Raw genomic sequence first — 24,818 nt, forward strand, 5'->3', positions numbered from 1 at the left:
ATGGTGGACATATCTCAGAGTGTGCGCGTAGGGATCGGCCTGATCGGCACGGGGTTCATGGGCCGCTGTCACGCGAATGCCTTCGGATCGGTGGCCGGGTTGTTCGACCTGCCCGGTGAGCCGGTGAAGGCGATGCTGGCGGATGTGACAGAGGCGGCGGCGGAAGCCGGCGCGGCGGCGCTTGGGTTCGAGCGGTGGACGGCGGACTGGCAGGCGCTGATCGACGACGCGGCCGTCGATATCGTGGCGATCACCGCGCCCAATGTGCTGCACGAGCCGATGGCGATGGCTGCGATTGCCGCCGGGAAGACCGTTTATTGCGAAAAGCCGCTGTCGACCACCGCGGCTTCTGCCCTGCGGATGATGGAGGCGGCAGAGGCGGCGGGGGTTGTGACTTCGGTCGGGTTCAACTTTCTGCGCAACCCGATGATCGCGCTGGCCCGCGAGATCGTGACGTCGGGCGAGATCGGCGAGATAACGGGCTTTCGCGGGCGGCACGCGGAAAACTACATGGCAGATCCGGCGGCGCCCCATTCGTTCCGCACGGATCCGCAGGGCGGGGGGGCGGTGGCCGATATCGGAAGCCACATCATCGCCATGGCGCGCTATCTTGTGGGGCCGATTGCCGAAGTGAGCGCCGATTGCGTGACGCTATACCCCGAGCGGCCCGCGGGGCCGGGCGCGGAGGAGATGCGCCGGGTGGAGGTGGACGACATGACCCACGCGCTGATCCGGTTCGCGGGTGGCGTGGGGGGCAGCATCGAGGCGAACTGGGCCGCGACGGGGCGGACGATGGACCTGTCGTTCGAGATCACGGGCACGAAGGGCGCGGTGGCCTTCACGCAGGAAAGGATGAACGAGCTTCTGCTTTATGCGGGTTCCGGCGCGCGGGCAGGATACCGGCGGATCGAGGCGGGCCCCTCCCACCCGCCCTATGGCAGGTTCTGCCCGGCGCCGGGGCATCATCTGGGGTTCAACGACCTTAAGGTGATCGAGGTGGCCGACCTGATCGGGTCGCATGTGGAGGGCGGCCGGTGCATGCCCGATTTCCGCGAGGCGCTGGCCGTTCAGGAGACGGTGGAGGCGATGCAGACCTCGTCGCAAGAACGGTGCTGGGTGACGGTACCGGGGCTGGGGCGTTAGCGCCCGAGCCAGCCGCCGTCGACCGCGAGAGTTGCGCCGTGGATCGCAGAGGCCGCGTCGCTGGCCAGGAAGGCGACCGGGGCGGCGATCTCCTCGGGCGTGAGCCAGCGGCCAAGGGGCACGCGCGCCATGAGCGCGGCTTCGCGGGTTGTGTCGGCCTGGAGCGCGGCGGTGTTGTCGGTTGCGACATAGCCCGGCGCCACCGCGTTCACGTTGATGCCATGCGCCGCCCATTCATTGGCGAAGGCCTGGGTCAGCTGGGTGATTGCGCCCTTGCTGGCAGCATAGCCCGGAACCGTGACGCCGCCCTGATAGGACAGGACCGAAGCCAGGTTGATGACCTTGCCGCCGCCGCGGCCGAGCATTCGGCGGCCGAATTCGCGCGTGAGCAGGAATACCGCGTCGAGATTGACGGCCATGACCGTATCCCAATCCTCGAGGCTGTGGGATGCCGCAGGCTCGCGCCGGATCAGCCCGGCGTTGTTGACAAGGATGTCGATTTCGGTGCCGTCGGCGTCGAGCCGGGCGATCATGCGCTCGATCTGTGCACGGTCGGAGAGATCGCAGGAGAGCGGGCGGAAGGTGCCGCCCGCTTTCTCGATCTCTGCGCCGAGCCCGGTGTCGTTCTCTTCGATCGAGGTGCCGATCCCGATCACCGACGCGCCGCAATCGGCAAGCGCCTTCGCGATGGCGCGGCCGATGCCGCGGCTGGCGCCGGTGACGAGGGCGGTCTTGCCGGAAAGATCGATCACAGGCGCGGCCATGTCAGAGATCGGTGATCGTGCCGAGGGCGCGTTCCGCCGTGAAGGCGATGGTTTCCGACAGCGTCGGGTGAGCGTGGACGGTGAGGGCGATGTCTTCGAGCGTCGCCCCCATCTCGATCGCCAGGCCGCATTCAGCGAGGAGTTCACCCGCGTTCCTGCCCACGATCGTCGCGCCGAGAACGCGGTGGGTTTCGGGGCAGTAGACGAGTTTCGTCAGCCCGTCGCCGCCGCCCGAGGAGAGGTTGCGGCCGCTGGCGGCCCAGGGAAAGCTTGCGGTCTTGTAAGAGACGCCGGCTTCCTTCGCGCGGGCCGGGGTGAGCCCGACCCAGGCGAGTTCGGGGCTCGTGTAGGCAACGGAGGGAATGAGATCGGTATCGAGCGCGGCCTCGTGGCCCGAAGCAACCTCTGCCGCGACATGGCCCTGATGGGTGGCGCGGTGGGCCAGCATCGGGTTGCCGGTGACGTCGCCGATGGCGAAGACCGACGGGTTCGCGGTGCGGCAGGTGGCGTCCACCGGGATGATGCCACGATCGGTGACCTCGACACCCGCCTTGTCCGCCCCGATCCGGTCGCCATTGGCACGGCGGCCCACGGCCTGAATGACGGCATCGGCCTTGATCTCGCCCGTGAAATCGCCTTCGCAGGTGAGCGAAAGGGCTGCTTTCGTCGCCTTGATCTGGGCGACCTTCGTTTCGGTGTGGATGGCGACGCCCTGATCCTCGAGCGCCGTGCGCAGGATGGCCGCGGCTTCGGCATCCGCCCCGGCGGCGATCTGGTCGAGGAGTTCGATCACGGTGACGGCGGAGCCGAGGGCGGCATAGACCGTGGCCATTTCGAGCCCGATGATGCCGCCGCCGACGATGGCGAGGCGCTTTGGCACCTCGCGTAGTTCGAGCGCGGCCGTCGAATCCCAGATCCTGTCATCCTCGGGCCAGCCCGGAAGCCGGATCGGTTCGGACCCGACCGCGATCACCGCCTGATCGAACGTCCAGCCCGTGCCGTCGATATCGAGGCTGTTTTCGCCGGTGAAGGTGGCAGCGCCTTTTACGACGGTCACCTTGCGGCGTTTTGCGAGGCCCTGAAGCCCGCCCGTGAGCTGCTCCACAATTCCGTTCTTTTTGGCGCGGAGCGCGTCGAGATCGATCCTGGGCTTGCCGAGCGCGATGCCCCAGTCGGACATGTGGCCCGCCTCGCGGATCACCTCGGCGGCATGAAGCAGGGCCTTCGAGGGGATACAGCCTTCGTTCAGGCAAACCCCGCCCAGCGTGGCGCGGGGATCGGCGAGAACGACTTTGCGGCCCAGATCGGCGGCGCGGAAGGCGGCGGCATAACCGCCGGGGCCCGCCCCGATGACAATGAGGTCGGCATGGGTATCGGACATGGGCGGCCTCAGACCAGCATGCGGCGCGGATCGGCGAGGAGCGCCGCGAGAAAGCTTGTGAACCGTGCCGCGTCTGCGCCGTTGATCACGCGGTGATCGTAACTCAGATCGAGCGGCACCATGGGGACGGGTTTTGGCGTATGACCCTCCCAGACCGTGACGGTTTCGGTGCGGGTGAGCCCGAGAATCGCCAGTTCGGGCGGGTTGACGATGGGGGTGAAGCCGATGCCGCCGATGCCGCCGAGGTTCGAGATGCTCATCGATGCGCCGCCCATTTCGTCGGGCCCGATCTTGCGGGCCTGGGCGCGGCTGGCGAGATCGGTGATCTCGGAAGCGATCTGCCAGAGGCCTTTCTCATCGGCATTGCGGATCACGGGAACCATCAGGCCATGGGCCGTATCGACGGCGATGCCGATATGCACGTAGTGCTTCAGGATCAGCGTCTTGCCGTCCGCCGACAGGGAGGCGTTGAAGCGGGGGAATTCGCGAAGCGCGCGGGCGAGTGCCTTCACATGGCAGGCAAGGGCTGTGAGCTTGACGCCGCGGGCCTGGGCCTCGGGCTTCAGTTCCGCCCTGAGCGCTTCGATCGCGCGCACATCGGCGCGGTCGTGATGGGTGACCTGCGGGATCAGCGCGTTGGCCGCCGCGAGGTTGCCAGCGGCGATCTGGGCGAAGCGGCTCATCGGTTCTTCGGTGACTGGCCCGTACTGCGCGTGGTCGACCTCCCAGTAAGAGGTGTTGTCCGCAGGGGCGGGGCCGGAGCGGCCGCCGTTGAGATCTTCGCGCGCAAGGCTCGTGCGGCCGAGCTTCTTCGCGAGATCGTCGAGATCGATGCCCTTTTCGCGGGCCAGTGCCCGGACGGAGGGCGGTGCGATGACGTCTGACATGAGTGCGCCCTACCAGCTTGAAGAGATGTACTGAGTTTCCATGAATTCGAGCATGCCCTCATGCCCGCCTTCGCGCCCGAGGCCCGATTGCTTGGTGCCGCCGAAGGGCGCCGCCGGATCGCTGACGAGACCGCGGTTAAGCCCGACCATGCCGTAATCGAGCCGTTCGCAGACCTGGAGCGCGCGCTTGAAGTCTTCGGAGAAGACATAGGCGACGAGGCCATATTCGGTGTCGTTGGCGCGGTGGATCACGTCTTCCTGATCGGTGAAGGTCTGGATCGCGGCGACGGGGCCGAAAATCTCGTCATGGACGCAATCGGCGGTTTCGGGGACGTTCGAGAGGACGGTGGGCGGGTAGAAGTAGCCCTTGCCTTCGGGGACGGTGCCGCCGCATTCGAGCTTGGCACCCTTGGACACCGCGTCTTCCACGAATTCGGCGACCTTGTCGCGGGTGCTGGCGTTGACGAGCGGGCCGACATCGACGCTTGGATCGGTGCCGTCGCCGATCTTGAGGGCGGACATGGCGTCGGTCAGGCGCTTGGTGAAGGCCTCGGCCACGGCTTCGTGCACGTAGATACGGTTGGCCGCCGTGCAGGCCTCGCCCAGGTTGCGCATCTTGGCAAGCATCGCGCCTTCGACGGCCACGTCGAGATCGGCATCCTCGAAGACGAGAAGGGGGGCATTCCCGCCAAGTTCCATTGCCGGTTTCAGAACCTGATCCGCGGCGGATTTCAGGAGCGTGCGGCCGACGCCGGTGGAGCCGGTGAAGGACACGACGCGGACGCGGGGATCGTGCATCAGGTGATCGACGAGGGGCCCCGTCCGCTTCGACGGCAGGACGTTGACGAGGCCCGGGGGCACGCCCGCCTCTTCGAGAAGCGGCATGAGCGCGAGCATCGTCAGCGGGGTTTCGGAGGCCGGTTTGATGATGACGGCGCAGCCCGCCGCAAGAGCGGGTGCGATCTTCCGGGTGCCCATGGCGGCGGGGTAGTTCCAGGGTGTGACGAGAACGGCGAGGCCCGCGGGCTTGTGCTGGACCATGATGCGGGCGCCCGAGGCCGGGGCGCGGGTGATGAGCCCGTCGGCGCGCACCGCCTCTTCCGCGAACCAGCGGAAGAATTCGGCGGCATAGGTGGCCTCGCCCATCGCGTCGGCGCGGGCCTTGCCGTTCTCGAGCGTGATGAGATGGGCGAAATTTTCAAGCCGCGCCGTCATCAGTTCCCACGCCTTGCGCAGAACCTCGGAGCGTTCGCGGGGCGTGCGCTTCGCCCAGTCGGCCATGGCTGTCTCGGCGGCGTCGAGGGCGGCGTCAGCGTCGGAAATCTCGGCGGAGGCGACGGAGGCGATCACGGTTTCCGTCGCCGGGTTGATCACGTCGAAGCGGGTGCCATCGGCACTGGGGCGGAAACTGCCGCCAATATAGAGATCGGCGGGAAGCGTGTCGAATTTCGGTTCGTGGGCGGTCATATCGGTAATCCTTCGGTCAGAGCAGGGCGCGGAGCGGTTGCTCCAGCCGGCCGGCGACATCGGAGAGAAGCGAGACGGCGGCGGGGGCGGAGAGTTGGCCTGCCGCGCATTCGAGTGTGATAGTAACGCCCGCGCCGTTTCGCGTGAGAGTGAGGGTGGGCGCCTCTTCGGCCCCGAGGGTGAGCGCGGTGAGGCGCGTAAGGCGCAGGTCGCGGAGGATGAGATCGGGCGTGCCCTCCTCGGCCTCGGAGACCGCGCCAAGGGCCGCGCCCCGTGGGACGGTGAAGAGGCGGCGTCGGCCTGGCGCTTCGTGCGCGACAAGCACCGTGTCGCGATCAAGGCAGCCGCCGGCGAGGCCGGCGAGAAGCACTGAGGGATCGCCGAGGCCTGCCTGTGCCGCTGCCCAATCGCAGAATTCCGCAAACGCCTCGCCCGGAACCTCGGCGGTAAGATGACGGGCGGCGGGGCCGCCTGCCTGCGCTTCCGCCGGTGTTTCTGCGGGGAGCGCCTTCAGCGCTTCGAGATCCTTGACGTGGAACGGCTGGGGATGACCGGCGGCGGCGAGGCGCGCAAGGTCGAGCCCCTGCTCCAGCGCGAGGCGGCGGGCCTTGGGCGAGGCGAGGATGCGGTCTGTGGACGACGCATCGGCCTTGACCGGGGCAGGAGTGGCGCGCGGCGCGGGGGCCGCCGCCGGTTCCCTGGATGGCGCCTCGGCCTTTGGTGCCGGAGCGGGCGCGCCCGAGGCCGCGCTGCGCGTGACCGGGTTTTCCGGAGGCTCGGCACTTATGATCGCGATGGTCTGGCCGGTCGGCACGTCTTCGCCCGCTTCGGCCAGCCGCGCGGCGAGATAGCCGTCGACGCCTGCGGGCACTTCCATCGTACTTTTGTCGGTTTCCACCTCGAAGAGCGGGTCGTCGGCGCCGACCTTGCCGCCCGGCTCCACAAGCCATGCCACCAGAAGACCGCTGTCTTGGGCCATGCCCAGGGTGGGCATTATGACGGGCTTGCCGTCGGGAAGCGCTTCCGTCCCGCCGCTGTCGGGGGCAGGGGCCCCGGCTTCCGTTTCAGGTTCGGAACTCGCGTCGTCGGTACTGTCGGAGATGCGCGCGATCGTCTTGCCGACAGCGACCTCGTCACCTTCCTTGGCGGTGACGCCGCCGAGAAAGCCCGAGCCCTGGGCCTCGACCTCCATCGTGGCCTTGTCGGTTTCGACCTCGAACAGCACATCGCCCTCGGCGACCGGATCGCCGGGCTTCTTGTGCCACGCGACGATGACGCCGGTTTCCTGCGCCATGCCGAGGGCCGGCATGATGACGTCAAGCGGCATGGATCAACTCTCCGGCACAGAGCATGCGGGCCTTTTCGGCGACGCCTTCGGGGGTCGGCACCGTCAGATCCTCGAGCGCGGGCGAGAAGGGCACGGGGACGTCCATCGCGCCCATGCGGAAGACCGGAGCGTCCAGGTGGTAGAAGGCTTTCTCGTTGATCCGGCTTGCGATTTCGCTGGTAACGCCGAAGCTTTGATGGCCTTCGTCGACGACGATCACGCGGCTTGTCTTGCGGGCGGAGGCGAGGAGGGTTTCCTCGTCCAGCGGCACGATGGTGCGTGGGTCGATGACCTCGGCGCTGATGTTTTGGCCCGCGAGGATCTCGGCAGCCTTTTCGCAGACCTGCACCATGGACGAGGTGCCGATGAGCGTGATGTCGGTGCCTTCGCGCTTCACGTTCGCTTCGCCGAAGGGGATCAGGAATTCTTCCTCGGGCACCGGGGCCTTTTCCTGGTACATCAGCTTGTCTTCGAAGATCACCACGGGGTTGTCGTCACGGATCGCGGTTTTCAGAAGCCCCTTGGCTTCGTAGGCCGATGACGGCAGCGCGACCTTGAGGCCCGGGATATGGGCGACAAGCGCGTGGAGCGATTGCGAGTGCTGCGCGGCGGAGCGTCGGGTGGCGCCGAGATTGGTGCGCAGGACCAGCGGAACCTTGAGCTTGCCGCCTGACATGTAATGGGTCTTTGCTGCCTGGTTGCAGAGCTGATCCATGATGAGGAAGATGAAATCTCCGAACATAAGATCGACCACGGGCCGGGCGCCCGTCATCGCGGCGCCGACCGCGATGCCCATGAAGCCGGGTTCGGCAATGGGCGTGTCGATCACGCGGTCGGTCCCGAATTCCTCGACAAGGCCAGAGAGCACCTTGAAGGGGGTGCCGGCCTCGGCCACGTCCTCCCCAATGATGAAAACGGTCTCGTCGCGGCGCATTTCTTCGGCCAGCGCCTCGTTCACGGCCTGTGACAGGGTAATGTCGCGCATCGTCATATCTCCTCAGGCGCAGGCATGCTTGACGTCGGTGAAGACGTGCATGTCCACTTCGCCGGCATCCGGGTAGGGCGCGTTCAGCGCGTATTCGACCGCGGCTTCGGCGTCGGAACGGATCTCTTCATTCATCGCCTCGATTTCCTCTTCCGAGGCGAGGCCCTGTTCCACGAGCCAGCCGCGCATGCGGATGATCGGGTCGCGGTTCGACTTCCAGTCGCTCTCTTCATCCTTCGAGCGGTAATACTCGCGGTTGATGTCGCCCACGTGGTGCCCGTGGTAGCGGTAAGTCATCAGTTCGACGAAGAACGGGCCCTCGCCTTTCCGCGCGCGGGCAACGAGTTTCTGTGTGAGGTCGTTCACCGCGAGCACATCCTGCCCGTCGACCTGGTGCGCCTCGATCCCGAAGGCTTCGGCGCGGGCGGTGATGGAGCCGGCGGCGATTTCCTCGGTCTTGGTGTATTCGGAATAGCCGTTGTTCTCGCAGGCATAGATGATCGGCAGGTTCCAGAGCGCGGCCATATTCATGACCTCGTACATCAGGCCCTGCGCGGTTGCGCCGTCGCCGAAGAAGCACACGGTGACGTCATCCTTGCCCTGGAGTTTCGCGCGCAGCGCCGAGCCGGTGGCAATGCCCATGGAGCCGCCGACGATGGCGTTGGCGCCAAGGTTGCCGTGGCTCTGGTCGGCGATGTGCATCGATCCACCCTTGCCGCGGCAATAGCCTTCGGCCTTGCCCAGAAGTTCGCAGAACATTTCCTTGAACTCGGCCCCCTTGGCCACGCAATGGCCGTGGCCGCGGTGGGTTGAGGTGATGCGGTCGTCATCGGTCAGCGCTTCGCAGATGCCGACCGCGACGGCTTCTTCGCCGGAATACATGTGTGTCAGCCCCGGCATCTTGGCCGAGAGGTAGAGCTGGTTTGCGTTGTCCTCGAAGGTGCGGATGCGCACCATCTGGCGGTACATACGCATGTAGTCTTCGGCGTTTGATTTCTTCTTTGCGGGGCTCATGGATACAGGCTCTTGCGAAAAGCGCCCGGACCCGAGGGCCCGGGCAGTTTCAGGGAGATTAGTAGCGGTTCGCGATCGGAAGCTCTTCGGCGGGGAAGAGCGAGATGACCTCGACGCCGGTATCGGTGACGACGACCTCTTCCTCGATCCGCGCGGCGGAGTAGCCGTCGGCGGCCGGGCAGTAGGTTTCCAGCGCGAAGACCATGCCCGTCTGGATTTCCATCGGGTGATCGAGGCTGACCGCGCGGCTGATGATCGGGCGCTCGTGGAGCGCCAGGCCCAGCCCGTGGCCGAACTGGAGGCCGAAGGCGGAATCCTCGTCAGGGAAGCCGAACTCTTCAGCCTTGGGCCAGGCCTGGGCGACGACATCCGTCGAGACGCCGGGCCGGATCAGGTCGATCGAGGCATCGATCCACTCCCGCGCCTTGGTGTAGGCATCGCGCTGTGCCGACGTGGCGCGGCCGATATTGAACGTGCGGTAATAGCAGGTTCTATATCCTTGATAGGACTGGAGAATATCGAAGAACGCCTGATCGCCGGGGCGGAAGTAGCGGTCAGTGAAGTTGTGCGGATGCGGGTTGCAGCGCTCGCCCGAGATCGCGTTGATCGCCTCGACGTCGTCGGAGCCCATTTCGTAGAGCATCTTGTTCGAGAGCGCGACGATGTCGTTTTCGCGGACGCCCGGCTTCAGCTCTTCGTAGATCATGTGGTAGACGCCATCGACCATCGAAGCGGCCTGGGTGAGGAGCTGGATCTCGTCCCAGTTCTTGATCTCGCGGGCGGCGAGCATGATCTGCTGGCCGTCGACGACGTTCAGGCCTTCTTCCTTCAGCGCATGGAACATCGCGGTTTCGGCATAGTCGACGCCCACGGGCATGTCGGCCATGCCGGCATCGCGGATCAGGCCCGCGATTTCCTTGGCGTATTTACGCATCAGGCCGAATTCGGGCGGGATGGTGCCGCGCATCCCGACGACGCCCGCGCGGCAATGTTCGGGCTCAAGCCAGTCGGAGAACTTCTTGTGGTGCATCGCGGCAGAGCCGAAATCCCAGACATAGGGGCTGTCGTCGCCGGTCAGCAGGCAGAAGCGGCACATCTTGTCGCGTTCCCATTCACCGATCTTGGTGGCGGAGACGTAGCGGATGTTGTTGACGTCGAAGAGCAGGAGCGTGCCCGCGTTCGAGTTCTTCAGCGCCTGGCGGGTGCGGCTGAGCCGGTAGCGGCGCAGGCGATCGTGATCGATACGACGCTCGAAATCCACCGAGGTGTGGCCCCAGGCGGGCAGGCGGCCTTCCCAGCGCCAGTTGGGTTCGAGATCCTGGGGTGTGAGGACGTTGGGCGTCAAAGCCTGGTTCTGAATGTTCATTGTGTTGCTCCTTTCGGGAAGCAGGGCGCGGTCCGGCCCGCGCACGGATGACAAGCGCGGGCGCAGCCCGACGCAGGGATGGGGAGGGTGCCGGCCAGGTGGCCGGTGCCGATCACTGGATGCACCAGCCGCCGTCGATGTGGATCATCTGGCCGGTCATGTAGTCGCTGTCGGAACTGGCGAGGAACGCCGCTGTGCCCTGCACGTCCTTAGGATAGGAGACACGCTTGATCTGGAGGGCGTCGCGGACGATATCCTCATACGCCTGACCTTCCTTTTCCTTGAAGCCGATATCGACGAGATCCTTGTCGAGCTGTTCCCAGAGCGGAGTGACGACGACGCCTGGCGCGTAGCCGTTGACGGTGATGTTGTGTTCCGACAGCGCGATCGCACCGCAATGGGTCAGCGCAAGGCAGCCGTATTTCGAGGTGCAGTACACCGTGACGTCCACGAGCGGCTTGCGGGAGGCGATGGAGCCCACGTTGATCAGCTTGTAGGGGTAGTCGCGCTTGCCCTGGGCGATCATCTGCTTGGCAGTTTCCTGCATGCCGAGCCACATCGCCTTGGTGTTCACGTTCATGATGAGGTCCCAGTTGTCCTCGTCGATGTCCATGAAGAAGCGCGGCTTGTTGAGGCCCGCGTTGAAGAGGCCCACGTTGATTTCGCCGAAAGCATCGACGGTGGCGGCGACGGCGGCGGCGTTATCCTCGCGCTTGGTGACATCCATCTTGACCGCGATCGCCTTGCCGTTGCCGGCGGCGTTGATGTCGTCGGCCACCGCCTGCGCCTCGTCGAGGTTCAGATCGCCCAGGCAGACATTCGCGCCCTGTTCGGCGAAATGGCGGGCGTTCGCCTCGCCCATGCCGCGGGCGGCGCCGGTGATCAGAATATTTTTACCTTTCAGGCGGTTCGGGTCCATAGTCTTTCCTCCTCGTGTCACGGGTATTCCGCTAATTTTCTATCAGGGCGTCGGCCCGTTCCTGGGCCTTGCGCAGCGCGTCGCGCGGGCTGACGATGCCGCGCAGCATGTCGTGAAATTCCTCGCCGCAGATCTGGATGATGCCGGAGATCTCGGGGATCGGCGGGCGCGGCCAGAACTGCAACTCGTCACGCCAGGACATTCCGTCCACCGCCTCGAAGATCGGGGAGGCGCGGCGCACCTCGGGATCGGCGGCGACGGAGTAGCGCGGGTTGGTGCGGCTGCCGTTCTGGACGTAAAGCTTCTGCGCTTCGGGCGAGGTGAAGACGATGAGCGCCTCGACCGCCGCGGGGATGCGTTCCTTGGGCAGGTTGGCGGGGATGCCCATGACGTAACCTCCGACCGGCGCGATCGGGTTGGCGCCGGGGCCCGCGGGGTGGGGCAGATAGCCCGTCTGGCCGCAGGCGGGCGAGGTTTCGTCGAGTTCGAAATAGGGGGCGAGGAGCGTGTACCCGTAGGTCATCGCGATACGCCCCGCCGCGTAGGGGCGGATGCGCTCGTACCACGACATCGAGAGGATATCGGGCGGTGAGTATTTCAGGAGTTCGAGCAGGAATTCCGCGGCGCGGAGCCCCGCCTCGTTGTCGATTGTCGGGCGGTAGTCGCCGCTGGCGAGGTGTTCGGTTTCGAAGCCGCCCGCGATTTCCGGCAGATCAAGCACCGGCTGGCCGAAATCGGCCATGGTCATCAGAACGGTGTGGCCGAGTGCGGTGCCGCGTGCCGCGTTCCAGGCGAAGCCGTAGCTGCCACGGCGCGGATCATGCAGCACCTTGGCGGCTTCGAGAAGCGCTTCGGTCGTGACAGGCGGCTGGAGGCCGGCGGCCGCGAAGAGATCTTTCCGGTAGAACAGGAGTTCCGGCGTTGTCTGGGCCGGGACGCCGTAGGCGCGCCCGCCCCAATGCGCTGCCTTCCAGCCAGCTGTGTGGAAATCCGCCGGATCGAGGCGCGCGATATCCATCGCCTGTTCGAGCGCCATCAACACGTTGTTTTGCGCGAATTCGCCGATCCAGGGCAGATCGACGGCGATGATATCGTAGCGGCTGGCGGAGCGGGCGGCGTTGCGCCGCGCTTCTTCGCGCAGCCGGTCGATCGAGAACGCGCGCTGGTTGATGTGGCAGCCGATCGCCTGTTCGAACTGGCGCTTGAGGTTGTCCATCACCATGAAGGTCGGGTCGCCATGGACGAGCACGCGCACGCCGCCTGGCGCCTTAAGCGGTTCTGGGCGGATCGGTAGGGGCGGGATCGACTGTGCGGCGGAGTAGCTTCCGCCGAAGTAATAGTCTTTCGTGTCCGGGGCCTTGGCGTTTCCGGCGAAGCGATCTTCAGCCAGACGACGGATGCGGCCACAGAGCTGTGTCCATTGCGAAAGAAGCTTGTCGCTGGGGTGCATCGAGAAGCTTTTTCCCGTCCGCGTGCGCGGACGCTGCTCGATGAGACCGGCCTCGACCATCTCTTTCAGGCGCCGGGTGGCGGTAGCGTAGGGCACGCGACTGGCGCCGATCAAGGAGGTGGGCGTCACGATTCGCGCCTCGAAATGACCGAGCAGGAGGTGCATCGCCATACGGAGGTGAGGATTGGGGGCGGCCTGTTCCGACCCGTCTTCCAACTCGTCGCTCAGATCTTCGAGAAAGGACAGGATATCAAGCATTTCGGTCTTCGCCTGGGGCGAGACCGGGTTTGCGATACTATGTCCTCCCATCATGCTCATCGAACTCTTTCGATCGTGCGTTTTCGTATCGGACCGCTGCGATGCAGAATTGTCGGATCTGGATAAATAGCGCTTGTTCATGACGGCCTTCCCATCGAAAATGTTCAAAACGGCATCCACCTGACATGGTAGAATTATCCAAAATGGATATTACATTATCCGAAATGGATAAATAGACAGCAACTCGGATGTGAGAGATTCGGCAAAGTTCGACGCAGTCGTTCGAGTTCGAGTGACACGCGTCCGAACGGGGCGCTTCGGAACAATAACTGTAGCACGGGATAATCCGGGAGGAGACCCTGATGAAACTTCGCAACGCTTTTGTGGCGACAACGGCAACCGCCGCACTGACCTTTGGCGGCGCTGCCTTTGCCGACACTTTCAAGATTGGCATCACCCAGAACAACGTGGGCGTCGACAGCTATCAGACGACCTATGAAAAAGCCTTCATCGAGGCCGCGGACGGCAATGACGGCGTGGAGACCGTCGTGCTTGATGCCGGCGGCGACGTGGCCCGCCAGATCGCCCAGATGGAAGATCTGATCCAGCAGGAAGTTGATGCCATCATCATCTGGCCGACCAATGGGGAAGCGGTGATCCCTGCTGTTCGCAAGGCGCATCAGGCCGGCATTCCGGTGATTGTCACGAACTCGAACATCGCCGAGCAGGGCTTTGATTTCGTGAAATCTTTCTCGGGACCGGACAACATCACTCAGGGCCAGCGCTCGGCCGAGATCATGTGCGACAAGTTCAAGGAAATGGGCATCGAGAACGAGGCCCAGATCGTGCACATCACCGGCCAGCCCGGCTACACCACCGCGATCGAGCGGGCGCAGGGCTTTGACGAGCGTCTGCCCGAGGTTTGCCCGAACGTGACGACGCTGGAAACCCAGCCGGGTGACTGGAACCGCGAGAAATCGCAGAAGGTCATGGAAGCATTCCTCGTGAAGTATGACGACATCGACGGCGTCTATGCGGGTGACGACAACATGGGCGTCGGCGCGCTGAACGCCGCGAAGGCCGCGGGCCGCGACGGCATCATCTTCGTGGGCGCCACGAACTTTGCCGTGGGCTACGAGGCAATGGCTGCCGGGGATTATTGGGGCTCGATCTACCAGTCGCCGGTCGACGATGCGAAGGCCGCGCTTCAAACCGCGATCGACGTGCTTGAAGGCAAGGACGTGCCGTTCCTGAACTACTTCGACACGCCGAAGATCACCCAGGACAACATGGGCGACTTCACGAAGCCGGTCTTCTAAGACCCGCTTTTTGCAAGAAAAGATCCGCGCGGGGCCGCATTCCGGCCTCGCGCACCGTACGGGACGCGAATGGGAGGTTGCGTCATGGGCCGAGTATCTGGCCGTTCCTGCATAGTGACCGGCGCGGCGCGCGGTATTGGCCGTGCCATCGGAGACGCCCTTGTGGCAGAAGGCGCCGATGTCTGTTTTGCCGACATCAATGGCGCGCAGGCTGCTGAAGCCGCCAAGGCCGCGAAGGCGCGGGCAGAGGGGCAGGGCGCGAAAGTCACCCATGCCGCCGTAGACGTCACCGATCGCGCGCAGGTCAGGGATATGATCGCGCATACCGTGGACGCCTTCGGCAAGCTGGACGTGAAGTTCAACAATGCCGGCGTGAACAAGCCTCTGAATTTCCTTGATGTGACTGAGGAGAACTGGAATTTCATCATGGGCGTGAACGGGCTTGGCTGCCTCATCGGAATGCAGGAAGCCGCGCGCCAGATGATCGCTCAGGGCACGGGCGGAAAGATCATCAATACCGCCTCGATCGCAAGCCGGCAGGGGTTCGACAATGTGGCGCCTTATTGCGCCTCGAAATGGGCCGTCGTGTCGCTGACGCAATCGGGCGCGCGCGACCTGGCGAAGCACGATATCACCGTCACGGGGTTTGCCCCCGGGGTCGTGGCCACCGAGATGTGGGAAGAGGTCGACCGCGACCTCATGGAAATCGGCGCGTCCGAGCGCCCGGGGCAGGCGATGGAGGAGTTTTCCTCGGAGATCCTGAAAGGCCGCGTGGCGCGGCCCGAGGATATTACCGGGACGACGACGTTCCTTGCCTCGAAAGACAGCGACTACATGACGGGGCAGATCGTCATGATCGACGGAGGCATGACGCTGGTCTGACACCGGACCGGCGCGAGGGAGGACGGAAATGGCTGACGCCGCGAACAAGGACGTGACGAAGGAACGGGGCGCCGGCGGGCTGTCGGGCGCGAAAATTGGCGCGTTCCTGGCCCGGAACGGAATTCTGGTGGCCTTTGCCGTCTTCATGATTGGTTTCACGCTGGCCAACAGCCGGTTCCTCGACCCCGACAACGTGATGGGGGTGATCCGGTCGTCGGCGATCCTGGGCGTGATGGCGCTTGGGGTGACCTTCGTCGTGATCTCGGGCAACCTCGATCTTTCCGTCGGCTCGATGATGAGTTTCTCGACCATCGTGGTGCTGGACCTGCACGACAAGATCGGGCCGACGCTGGCGATCCCCGCGATGTTCGCGATGACGCTGTGTCTTGGCGCGTTCATCGGGTTCCTGGTGGGGTACCTGAAGCTGAATTCCCTGATCGTGACGCTTGGCATGCTGTCGGCGATCCACGGGCTGACGCTGACCTATTCGGGCGGCAAGAACATGGATATCGCCGACAAGGAGGGCACCTGGTTCGCCGTCTTCGGGCAGGGCGATGCGCTTGGCGTCCCGGTCCCGATCCTGCTTTTCGTGGCGCTGGCGGCGCTTCTGGGGATCGTGCTGGCGAAAACGCCCTTCGGGCGCAAAGTCTACGCCGTGGGCGGCAACGGGACGGCGGCGACCTTCTCGGGCATTCGCCGCGCCCGCGTCGTCTTCATGTGCTACGTGATGAGCGCGTTCTGCGTGGCGACGGCGGGACTTATCCAGGCCAGCCGGTCGCTCGGCAGCCAGAACACCGTGGGCCAGGGGCTGGAGCTTGAGGTGCTGGCCGCGATCATTCTTGGCGGCGCGTCGCTTCTTGGCGGGTCGGGCACGATCTTCAAGACGGTGATCGGGGTTCTGATCCTCGGCTTCATTCAGAACGGCCTTCTGCTGATGGGCCTTCAGTTCTACGCCCAGTACGTCGTGACATGGGTGATCATCATTCTGGCCGTCTGGCTTGATATCGCGGCCAAGCGTGGCCGGCTTCTGTCGCCAATCGCTTAAGGGAGAACGACCAATGGCACCCGGCACGGTTTCGACCTTCCTGAAAAGCGGCGCGATCTGGGGTTTTGTCGTCCTCGAACTGATCTTCTTCTCTACGGTGGGAGAGATGTTCGCGGTCACCGACAAGGCGTTTATGGACGCGGGCAACATGCTGCTTCTCTTCAAGCAGTCGGCCCCCATCGGGATCATTGCGATGGGAATGACCATCGTCATGATCAACGGCAATATCGACCTGTCGGTGGGGGCGACATATGCGTTGGCGGCGATCGTGCTTCTCGACAGCATGACATGGCCGATCTTCGCGGGCCTCGGCGACTGGGTGATCCCGGTGGCCTGGGCGCTGGCGCTGCTCACGGGCACGATCCTTGGTGCGATCAACGGGTTCATCGTCTGGAAGACGGGGGTGGATGCGTTCATCGTGACGCTGGGCGCGATGCTGGGCTATCGTGGCCTTGTCTTCATGTACAATGGCGAGCAGCCGACGAGCCACCTGAACTGGACGCTCGTCGATTTTGCCGAGGCGCAATTTTTGGGGCTGCACACGCCCACGTGGTTCCTCTTGGCGGTGACGCTTCTGATCTGGCTTCTGATGACGAAGACGGTGCATGGGCGGAACGCCTATGCGATCGGCGACAACCGGGATGCTGCGGTGAATGCCGGGATCCGGGTGGGCCCGCACATGATGATCAACTTCATGATCATCGGGTTTCTGGCGGCGCTTTCGGCGGTGGTGTTCTATTCCGAAAGCGGTTCGGTCAACCCCAATGACGGGGAGCTTTACGAGTTGTGGATCATTACCGCCGTGGTTCTGGGGGGCACGAAGCTGACCGGCGGCGCGGGTTCTGTCATCTCCACCTTCGGCGGGGTGCTGGCGATCCAGCTTCTCAGGAAGGGACTGGCGCATATGGGGGCCGATACCTCGACTGTGAACCTCGTGATCGGTCTGATCCTGATCGCCGTGCTGTTCCTCGACCGGCAGCTTAACGTGAAGGGCAAGGAGGCCTTGAAGATATGACCGACCAGACCCCGGTTCTGCGCCTCGAAGACATCGTGAAGACCTTTCCGGGCGTGCGCGCGCTGGATGGGGTGACCTTCAGCGTCCTTCCCGGCGAGGTTCATGCCCTGATGGGAGAGAACGGCGCAGGCAAATCGACCTTGATGAAGGTGCTGGGCGGGATCTACCAGCCCGATGAAGGCCAGATCCTGATCGGTGAAACCCCGGTCGTGATGACCACGCCGCTTGAGGCGAAGGCCAAGGGTATCATCTTCATCCACCAGGAACTGAGCCTCGCGACGGAACTGAGCGTGGCGGAGAATATCTGGCTGGGCGAACTGCCGCGCAAGAGCTTTGGCCGGGTCGACTGGACCAAGCTTTATTCCGAGACGGATGCGATCCTGGAAAAGCTGCGTGTTGGGTTCAACGCGAAGACGCGGGTGGGGGATCTGTCGATCGCCAACCAGCAGATGGTGGAGATCGCACGGGCGCTGACCCATGAGGCGAGGGCGGTGATCTTCGACGAGCCCACCGCCTCGCTCACCGACGCCGAGAAGGTCGTGCTGTTCGACGTGATCGAGGATCTTCAGAAGGAAGGTGTGGGGATTATCTATATCTCGCACCGGATGGAAGAGATCTTCCGCATCACCGACCGGATCAGCGTGCTGAGGGACGGGCAGTATCGCGGGACGCTGAACACCGCAGAGACGAACGAGGACGAGATCACCCAGCTGATGATCGGCCGAAGCCTCGATCTGAGCAGGAATGCAAGCCGTCACGAGCTGGGCGGCGTGGCGCTTGAAGTGCGCGGTCTGTCCTGTGGTGATCTGTACCGGGATGTGAATTTCGAGGTGCGGCGCGGCGAGGTTGTGGGGTTCTACGGCCTTGTGGGCGCAGGGCGAACGGAGATCGCGGAGACGCTGTTCGGACTGCGCGATCCGACAGCGGGGCAGATCCTTCTCGATGGCGAGGAGGTGCGCATTCATTCGCCCGCCGACGCGATCGCACGGGGGATCAGCCTTGTACCCGAAGACCGTAAGGGGCAGGGGCTGGTTCTCGGCATGAACTGCCGGGACAACATGACCCTGCCGCAGGTCGATGACCTGACTGCCGGTCCGTTCGTGGCCGAAGGGTCGGAAGTGGCGATCTTCGACCAGTATCGTGACAAGCTTGATATCCGGACGCCGGGCTGGCGGCAGGTGGTGGGGAACCTTTCGGGCGGGAACCAGCAGAAGATCGTGATCGGCAAATGGCTGTCGATGCACCCCAGTGTCCTCATCGTGGACGAACCGACCCGCGGGATCGACGTGGGGTCGAAATCTGAGATCCACAACCTTATTCGCGATCTTGCGGCGCAAGGTTATGCGGTGATCGTGATCTCGTCGGAGATGCCCGAGGTGCTTCACGTCTCGGACCGGATCGTCGCGATGTATAGCGGCGAGGTGATCCGGACCTTCACGTCGGAAGAGGTGACGGAAGACAACCTGATCCAGGCGATTTCGGGCATTCGCGTCGACAGCGCCGCATGAGCCGGGTCGGCTTCGCCGGCCTTGGCCGGATGGGCGCGCCGATGGCGCGGAACATCCGCCGGGCGGGCCACGAGCTTGTTCTGTGGAACCGGACGGCGGCGCGGGCTGAGGCGCTGGCGGGGGAGATCGGCTGCGGTGTGGCAGAGAGCCCGCGCGCACTGGCGTCCGAGGCGGATATCGTCGTGACGATGCTGGCGGACGATCCGTCGTCAGTGGCCGTGCATAACGGTCCTGAGGGGCTTTTCGCGGGGACGCGGGCGAAGACCTTCGTAGAGATGGGGACGATGAGCCCTGCCCATATCGCCGCGCTCTGTTACGCGGCGCCGGAGGGTGCAGTTGTGATAGATGCGCCCGTTTCAGGCTCCACCCCTGCCGCGGAGGCTGCGACGCTTCTGATCATGGCGGGATGCACGGAAGAGGCGGCTGAGACCGCGCACCCCGTTCTCGACACGATGGGGCGGAAGACCGTGTTTCTGGGAACGCCCGGAGCAGGAGCCGTGATGAAGCTTGCCGTGAACTCACTGATCCACGGGCTTAACCAGACGCTGGCGGAGGCGGTGACCTTGGCGGAGGCTGCGGGGATTGCGCCCGAGGCTGCGTTCGATGTGATTGAGGCGAGTGCGGCGGGGGCGCCGATGATTGGCTATCGCAGGCCGCTTTACCTCGACGAGGCGGCACATGAGGTGACCTTCACGGTGGCGCTGGCGAGGAAGGATATGGAGATCACGGCGGCCCTTGCGGAGGCACTGGGCACCGCGATGCCGCAAGGGCGGGTGACGCTTGAAACCCTGGGCAAGGCCGAAGCGCAGGGCTACGGCGCGCGCGACATGGCCGCGATGCTGAATTTCATGAGAGAGGGCAAGGAATGAAAGCTGCGCTGTTCGTCGGAGGCTGGGAAGGGCATCGCCCGACCTTGTTCAGTGATTGGTACGAGGCGCTTCTGAAGGAGAACGGGTTCAGCGTAGACATCTATGACACGCTTGAGCCGCTTGAGACGCCCGAGGCGCTGGCCGACGTGGATCTGATCACGCCGATCTGGTCGTCGGCCCGGTCGGGCCACCGCGAGGAATTCGGCAACATGACGAAACCGCAGGAGGACGGGCTTCTGAAGCTTGTCGGCGACGGCTGCGGCATCGCCGGGTGGCACGGGCATATGGGCGATGCGTTCCGCGACCGGCCGACCTATCACTTCCTGATCGGCGGGCAATTCGTGGCGCATCCGCCGGGTTGGCCGGACAACCTTCAGCCGGAAGAGGATTACGTCGATTACGATGTGACGATCTGCCGACCCGACCATCCGCTGGTGCAGGGGATCCGGTCGTTTCGCCTGAAGTCGGAGCAGTATTACATGCTGGTCGACCCGTCGAACGAGGTGCTGGCGACGACCACGTTTTCCGGAGATCACCTTTGGTGGATCGAGGGCACCGTAATCCCCGTCGTCTGGACCCGGCGGTGGGATCGGGGGCGGGTGTTCTATTGTTCGATCGGGCATGAGTTGGATGACCTGAAACTCCCGCAGGTCACTGAGATGATCCAGCGCGGGGCGCTTTGGGCGGCGGAGGGCCGGACGGCCTGACCCGTTATCGGTAAGCGCGTTGCCCGCGACGTAAGGGGCCAGCGTTCAGGAGCCTGCGAGGCGGCTTTCGAGGAGTTCGCCCTGCTCTTCGAGGAGCGGGTAGGCGATCATCGCGAAGGACGTGTTGATCATCTTCAGCGCGCGCAGGAGTTCAAGGTGGATCGCGCTTGTCTCGATCGACTCGGTCAGCCCCTGGCGGAGGCGCGTGAGGTGGGTGCGTTCGAGGTTCTGTTCCATTTCGCGGATCTTTTCCTTCTGCTCCACCAGTTCGCGGGCGAGGCCCACATCCTCCGACATCAGCACCGCGATGCCGTGCTGTGCGTTGCGCAGGACGCTGTCGTGGAAATCGGAGAGCTCGCGCTGGCCCTCGGTGGAGAAGCTGAGTTTTTCGGCGTCCTTGCGGCGGGCCAGGTCGACCATCTTGCGGACGATCACGTCGCCGGCGGATTCGAGATTGACGGCGACACCGGAGAGGGCGAAGGCGCGGCTGCCGGTATCTTCCTCGGGGTCGCTGCTTCGGATGCCGGAGAGATAGACTCTGAGGTTCAGGGACATGCGGGCGATATCTGCCATGTCGCCGCGCAGCCGCTGGGCCGTTGGGTCGTTGAAGGTTTCAAACAGCGCCATTGCCTCGCGCAGCATGACCTCGATACGGTTGCCCATTTCGACGAGCTCGCGCTGCGCACAGGCAAAGGCGCGCGCGGGCTGGTTCTGGACGCTGGTATCTAGCGCGGATCGTGCGGTCGTTGGGGCGGCGTCTTTCGCCGGATCGGGAAGCAGCCGCTCGACCAGCCACATAAGCGGCCGGATCAGGGGCAGTCCGGCGACGAGCAGCACGAGATTGAAACCGAGGTGAAGGTTCAGGGCCTGCTGGGCCTCCGTGCCGCCGGGCACGAGGCTATCTGGGCCCGCGATTTCCAGAAGGGCCAGCGCGAGCGCGGCGCCGCCGCCCCGCAGGATCGCATTCGTCCAGACCACGCGCCGCACCGGGTTGCCCGCCTTCAGGGTCAGCATGACAGCGATCATCGCGCCGCCCAGATTGGCGCCGAGGATCATGGCGAAGGCCGCTTCGAGGGGTAAGAGCCCCTGTTGGGCGAGGGTGGCAAACAAGAGCACTGCGGCAACGCTGGAATGGACCAAGAGCGCGAAGACCGCCGCGATCACGAAGGCCGTCACGGTATCGCCCGCCAGGTAGACCATCGCAGCCTGCGCGCCGCCGCCGGCGAGCGGCGCGCTCGCCTCGCGGATAAGGTCGAGCGACAGGAAGATAAGCGCAAGGCCGATCAGGATGCGCCCGACCTGGCGCAGCGAGCGGCGCCCGCTGCGCAGGAAGATCAGGACACCGGCAAGCAGAAGGAGCGGTGTCAGGAGAGCGATCCGGGAGTTCAGGATCTGTACGACAATAGCAGATCCCAGATCTGCGCCCAGGATGATCGCGAGGCCGGTGACGGCGCCGATCGCCCCGGCAGACATGAACCCCGCCAGAAGCATGGCAACGGCTGTCGAGCTTTGCATCAGGATGGCAGCGGCCGCACCGGTTGCCGCCGCGCTCATGCGGTTCGATGTCGAGCGTCGGAGCCAGCGCCGGAGATGCGCACCGAAGGCCCGTTCGAACCCCGTACGGACAAGACGGACCGCCCAGATCAGCAGCGCCGCTGCGGCGGCCATGTTCAAGGGGATGAGAAGCGGCGAGCTTTCCATCCAGTCAGCCTGTCATATGGGGCGCGACACTCAAGGGGGCCGCGGCCTGTGCCGGTCCTGCCGTGCGGTTTATGTCCCGCCTGCCGGTCCCGTTCGCCCTGTGTCCAGAACTTTTATGCATCTAGGCTTCTGAATCCTCCGCATTCTGGTCTGGCAGCGCGCGAATTCGGGCCGCCGCCTGTTCTGCCGTCAGATCGCGCTGGGGTTCAGCCAAAAGCTCGTATCCCACGAGGAACTTTCGCACGGTCGCCGATCTGAGGAGCGGCGGGTAGAAATGCGCGTGAAGCTGCCAGTGTGCGGTATCGTCCTGTGCCGGCGGCGCGCCATGCCAGCCCATGGAATAGGGAAACTCCGTATCGAAGAGCGCGTCATAACGCTTGCAGAGGCGTTTCAGGATGTCCGCGAGCGTGTCGCGTTCCCCCGTGTCGAGATCCGAAAGACGGGGGCAGTGTCGTCGCGGCAGAAGCAGCGTCTCGAAGGGCCAGACCGCCCAGTAGGGCACGACGGCGATCCAGTCGCGGTTTTCAAGAACGATGCGGATCTGCTGGGCGCATTCTTCCTGCCCGTAGGTGACAAGCATGTTCGTGCCTGCTTCCGTCAGAAAGGCGCGTTGGGTGCGGTCTTCGCGCGCCACCTCGCTCGGGATGAAATCGGAGGCCCATATCTGCCCATGGGGGTGGGGGTTCGACGACCCCATCATCGCGCCCTTGTTCTCGAAGATCGCGACCCAGGCGTAGGTGCGGGCCAGATCCTCGTATTCCCGGATCCAGACATCCACGACCTTGCGGATCTCCTGCACGGGCAGAGCCGGGAGGGTCTGGTCGTGGCGTTCGGAAAAGCAGATAACCCGCGAGGTTCCGCAGGCGGATTGCGAGCGGAAGAGGGGCGAGCGCGCGTCTTCCGCGGGCGCGGTGTCCTTCAGGAGCGCCGGGAAATCGTTCTCGAAGACCAAGGGCCCGCTGTAATCGGGGTTCACCGCACCATTGGCCCGCTGATTGCCGGCGCAGAGGTAACAGGCCGGGTCGTGCCGGGGGCGCGGTTCGGTCACTGGAGTTTCGGACTGGCCTTGCCAGGGCCTGCGGCTTCGATGCGGAGAAACCAGCACCCAATCCCCGCGCAGGGGATCGAAACGGCGGTGAGGATGCTCCTCAAAGTTCATTTCGCGGTCTTTCGAGATCCACCAGATGCCTGTTCATGGCAACGGAGCCGCCAGTTCGGCGATGCGGTGGCCAAGAATTTCCGTCCCAGCCGCGATCAGCCGACCCTGCCGCATATCCGGCGTGTAGGGCATTTCGCCATCGACCCTGGCCCAGCCCCCGGCCTCTTCCAGCAGCAGGTTGCCCGCGGCGTGATCCCAGGGTTTCAGCCCGTAGGAGCGCAGGAAGTCGACATTGCCAGAGGCGACGGCCCGGTATTCGTGGCAGGAGCACCGGATATCGCGGATCTGGAATGCTGCACCGAAGCCGCGCCGCACTATTTCGCGAGTCTCGTCGTCGTAATCGTCCAGGGTCACGAAGCCGCTGGCGCTGCTGACGGCTTCCGTGGTGCGCGTGTGGACCGGCAGGCGCGTGCCGTCCTGCCGGCGGAACCAGGCCCCTTCGCCGCGTAATGCGAACATCCAGTCGTCCATGACCGGATCGTAGAGCAGGCCGAAGATCGTTTCGCCGCGATGGACCACGGCTAGTATCGTGCCGAAGACGGCAAGGCCCGAGACGTAGTTGCCCGTCCCGTCGATCGGATCGACGATGACGCAGGTCTCGCTCGAGCCTATCGCGTCGAGGAGGTGCGGACTGGCCGAGACGGCTTCTTCCCCAACGATTGCGGCCTCAGGCAGAATGCGGGCGATTCCGTCGCCGATGGCCAGTTCGGCAGCGCGATCCGCGATGGTGACGAGATCCTTCGGCCCCGACTTGGTTTCGATATCGTCCGCTGCGAGGCTGCGGAAACGGGGCATGATCAGTTCGGCGCCCGTCTTGCGCACCACCTCGATTAGATCATCGATCTGCCGCGCGGAGGGGATCACGGTGCGAGCGCCCGGACCCGCTGAGGCGTCACAACGTGGCGGCCGCCCGGTGCGATGTCATGGATGTCATAGAAATCCTGAAAGGTGGTCGGACGGATCGGCAGGTCGCCGAACGGCAGGGCGGAATCGTGGGGGGCGATCATGCTGCCCGCCACGAAGCAGGCGATCCTGCCTTCGCGCGCAGTGTAGGGGCGGTGCACATGGCCGGCGAGGGTGATCACCTCTTCCTGCGCGGCGTTCGCGATGTCGAGAAACCTTTCGCGCCCTTCAAGACGGCAGAAGCCATCGAACTGGTCCAGGCCAAGCAGGAGGGGCGGGTGATGCATGACGACGACCAGCCGGTTGCCGTCATCGCGCGCCACCTCGGTTTCGAAGAGTGCGAGCCCGGCTTCGTCTAGCCGGCCCTGGGTTACCCTCTCTATGCAGGTGTCGAGGCCCAGAAAGCGAACGCCTTCAACCTCGATGACTCGGTTGGTGAGATTCCATTCGGCGAATACCGGGGAAGCCTCGCTGTAGGCGTGGAAGCCCCGGGGGCCGTCATGGTTGCCGGGAATGGCGAAGATCGGCAGGGCGATTTCGCGGAACAGAGCCTCGAACTCTGCGAACGCCCGGGGTTCTGCCCGGTCTGTCAGGTCGCCGGAGACGACCACGAGATCGAGCGCGTCGGATATGGCCGCCAGATCCTCTGCGACGGCCCGCGCGACATGCAGGGGGTCGAGGGGTTCCCCGGACGCGGACACACCCTTCAGCCCGAGATGGAAATCCGTGACATGGGCGAGCCTCATCGG

General features: G+C 64.6%; 22 protein-coding genes. 8 read left to right on the plus strand and 14 right to left on the minus strand.

Annotated elements, in window-relative coordinates; genetic code table 11:
- On the plus strand, positions 1-1,143 hold the full coding sequence (locus RXV90_RS12155) for a Gfo/Idh/MocA family protein (RefSeq protein WP_316648990.1): 1,143 nt from the start codon (positions 1-3) through the stop codon (positions 1,141-1,143).
- Here RXV90_RS12155 and RXV90_RS12160 read toward each other — a convergent pair.
- The 10 genes from RXV90_RS12160 to RXV90_RS12205 form a co-directional block, all read right to left on the minus strand.
- Complete coding sequence (locus RXV90_RS12160; protein WP_316648992.1) at positions 1,140-1,907, minus strand: SDR family oxidoreductase; 768 nt, start codon at positions 1,905-1,907, stop codon at positions 1,140-1,142. The two genes, RXV90_RS12155 and RXV90_RS12160, sit on opposite strands and share 4 nt — an antisense overlap.
- 1 nt (position 1,908) lies before the next feature.
- The gene (lpdA, locus tag RXV90_RS12165; RefSeq protein ID WP_316648993.1) at positions 1,909-3,288 is read right to left on the minus strand and encodes a dihydrolipoyl dehydrogenase; all 1,380 of its coding nucleotides are present in this window, start codon (positions 3,286-3,288) and stop codon (positions 1,909-1,911) included.
- An 8-nt stretch (positions 3,289-3,296) separates the two neighbouring features.
- Positions 3,297-4,175, minus strand: coding sequence for a 2-oxo acid dehydrogenase subunit E2 (locus RXV90_RS12170; protein ID WP_316648995.1), 879 nt, complete (start codon positions 4,173-4,175; stop codon positions 3,297-3,299).
- 9 nt (positions 4,176-4,184) lie between these two features.
- Positions 4,185-5,642 (minus strand): NAD-dependent succinate-semialdehyde dehydrogenase, encoded by a 1,458-nt coding sequence (locus RXV90_RS12175; protein ID WP_316648997.1) that lies wholly within the window; start codon positions 5,640-5,642, stop codon positions 4,185-4,187.
- A gap of 16 nt (positions 5,643-5,658) precedes the next feature.
- Positions 5,659-6,969 (minus strand): biotin/lipoyl-containing protein, encoded by a 1,311-nt coding sequence (locus RXV90_RS12180; RefSeq protein ID WP_316648998.1) that lies wholly within the window; start codon positions 6,967-6,969, stop codon positions 5,659-5,661.
- Positions 6,959-7,954 (minus strand): alpha-ketoacid dehydrogenase subunit beta, encoded by a 996-nt coding sequence (locus RXV90_RS12185; RefSeq protein WP_316648999.1) that lies wholly within the window; start codon positions 7,952-7,954, stop codon positions 6,959-6,961. Before RXV90_RS12185 ends, RXV90_RS12180 begins: the two co-directional genes overlap by 11 nt.
- A gap of 12 nt (positions 7,955-7,966) precedes the next feature.
- Entirely contained in the window at positions 7,967-8,968 is a 1,002-nt protein-coding gene (locus RXV90_RS12190) for a thiamine pyrophosphate-dependent dehydrogenase E1 component subunit alpha (RefSeq protein WP_316649000.1), read from the minus strand.
- Between the two features lie 58 nt (positions 8,969-9,026).
- Positions 9,027-10,334, minus strand: coding sequence for a M24 family metallopeptidase (locus RXV90_RS12195; protein ID WP_316649002.1), 1,308 nt, complete (start codon positions 10,332-10,334; stop codon positions 9,027-9,029).
- A 112-nt stretch (positions 10,335-10,446) separates the two neighbouring features.
- Complete coding sequence (locus tag RXV90_RS12200; RefSeq protein WP_316649004.1) at positions 10,447-11,253, minus strand: SDR family NAD(P)-dependent oxidoreductase; 807 nt, start codon at positions 11,251-11,253, stop codon at positions 10,447-10,449.
- Between the two features lie 31 nt (positions 11,254-11,284).
- Complete coding sequence (locus RXV90_RS12205) at positions 11,285-13,021, minus strand: ABC transporter substrate-binding protein (RefSeq protein WP_316649006.1); 1,737 nt, start codon at positions 13,019-13,021, stop codon at positions 11,285-11,287.
- A gap of 302 nt (positions 13,022-13,323) precedes the next feature.
- Between RXV90_RS12205 and RXV90_RS12210 the strand changes: the two genes are divergently transcribed.
- From RXV90_RS12210 to RXV90_RS12240, 7 genes are all read left to right on the plus strand, one after another.
- Positions 13,324-14,280 carry a sugar ABC transporter substrate-binding protein gene (locus RXV90_RS12210; protein ID WP_316649007.1) on the plus strand — a complete coding sequence of 319 codons (957 nt, stop codon included), beginning with the start codon at positions 13,324-13,326 and terminating at the stop codon, positions 14,278-14,280.
- Between the two features lie 84 nt (positions 14,281-14,364).
- Entirely contained in the window at positions 14,365-15,162 is a 798-nt protein-coding gene (locus RXV90_RS12215; RefSeq protein WP_316649009.1) for an SDR family oxidoreductase, read from the plus strand.
- A gap of 145 nt (positions 15,163-15,307) precedes the next feature.
- On the plus strand, positions 15,308-16,207 hold the full coding sequence (locus RXV90_RS12220; protein ID WP_410482365.1) for an ABC transporter permease: 900 nt from the start codon (positions 15,308-15,310) through the stop codon (positions 16,205-16,207).
- 13 nt (positions 16,208-16,220) lie between these two features.
- Positions 16,221-17,222, plus strand: coding sequence for an ABC transporter permease (locus RXV90_RS12225; RefSeq protein WP_316649013.1), 1,002 nt, complete (start codon positions 16,221-16,223; stop codon positions 17,220-17,222).
- On the plus strand, positions 17,219-18,730 hold the full coding sequence (locus RXV90_RS12230) for a sugar ABC transporter ATP-binding protein (RefSeq protein WP_316649015.1): 1,512 nt from the start codon (positions 17,219-17,221) through the stop codon (positions 18,728-18,730). Before RXV90_RS12225 ends, RXV90_RS12230 begins: the two co-directional genes overlap by 4 nt.
- Positions 18,727-19,599: an NAD(P)-dependent oxidoreductase gene (locus RXV90_RS12235; RefSeq protein WP_316649018.1), complete on the plus strand. Its 873-nt coding sequence runs from the start codon at positions 18,727-18,729 to the stop codon at positions 19,597-19,599. The genes RXV90_RS12230 and RXV90_RS12235 overlap by 4 nt, the downstream gene beginning before the upstream one ends.
- Positions 19,596-20,306 (plus strand): ThuA domain-containing protein, encoded by a 711-nt coding sequence (locus tag RXV90_RS12240; RefSeq protein ID WP_316649021.1) that lies wholly within the window; start codon positions 19,596-19,598, stop codon positions 20,304-20,306. Before RXV90_RS12235 ends, RXV90_RS12240 begins: the two co-directional genes overlap by 4 nt.
- Positions 20,307-20,351: 45 nt before the next feature.
- Here the strand turns inward: RXV90_RS12240 and RXV90_RS12245 are convergent, their stop codons facing one another.
- The 4 genes from RXV90_RS12245 to RXV90_RS12260 all read right to left on the minus strand — a co-directional run bounded on the left by RXV90_RS12245 (position 20,352) and on the right by RXV90_RS12260 (position 24,815).
- Complete coding sequence (locus RXV90_RS12245) at positions 20,352-22,007, minus strand: Na/Pi cotransporter family protein (RefSeq protein WP_316649022.1); 1,656 nt, start codon at positions 22,005-22,007, stop codon at positions 20,352-20,354.
- Positions 22,008-22,128: 121 nt separating this feature from the next.
- Positions 22,129-23,166 (minus strand): UDP-glucose--hexose-1-phosphate uridylyltransferase, encoded by a 1,038-nt coding sequence (locus RXV90_RS12250; protein WP_316649024.1) that lies wholly within the window; start codon positions 23,164-23,166, stop codon positions 22,129-22,131.
- A 33-nt stretch (positions 23,167-23,199) separates the two neighbouring features.
- Positions 23,200-24,030 (minus strand): inositol monophosphatase family protein, encoded by an 831-nt coding sequence (locus tag RXV90_RS12255; RefSeq protein WP_316649025.1) that lies wholly within the window; start codon positions 24,028-24,030, stop codon positions 23,200-23,202.
- The gene (locus RXV90_RS12260) at positions 24,027-24,815 is read right to left on the minus strand and encodes a metallophosphoesterase family protein (RefSeq protein WP_316649026.1); all 789 of its coding nucleotides are present in this window, start codon (positions 24,813-24,815) and stop codon (positions 24,027-24,029) included. Before RXV90_RS12260 ends, RXV90_RS12255 begins: the two co-directional genes overlap by 4 nt.
- Positions 24,816-24,818 lie beyond the last annotated feature (3 nt).

Source organism: Ovoidimarina sediminis (assembly GCF_032586175.1).
GTDB lineage: Bacteria > Pseudomonadota > Alphaproteobacteria > Rhodobacterales > Rhodobacteraceae > Ovoidimarina > Ovoidimarina sediminis.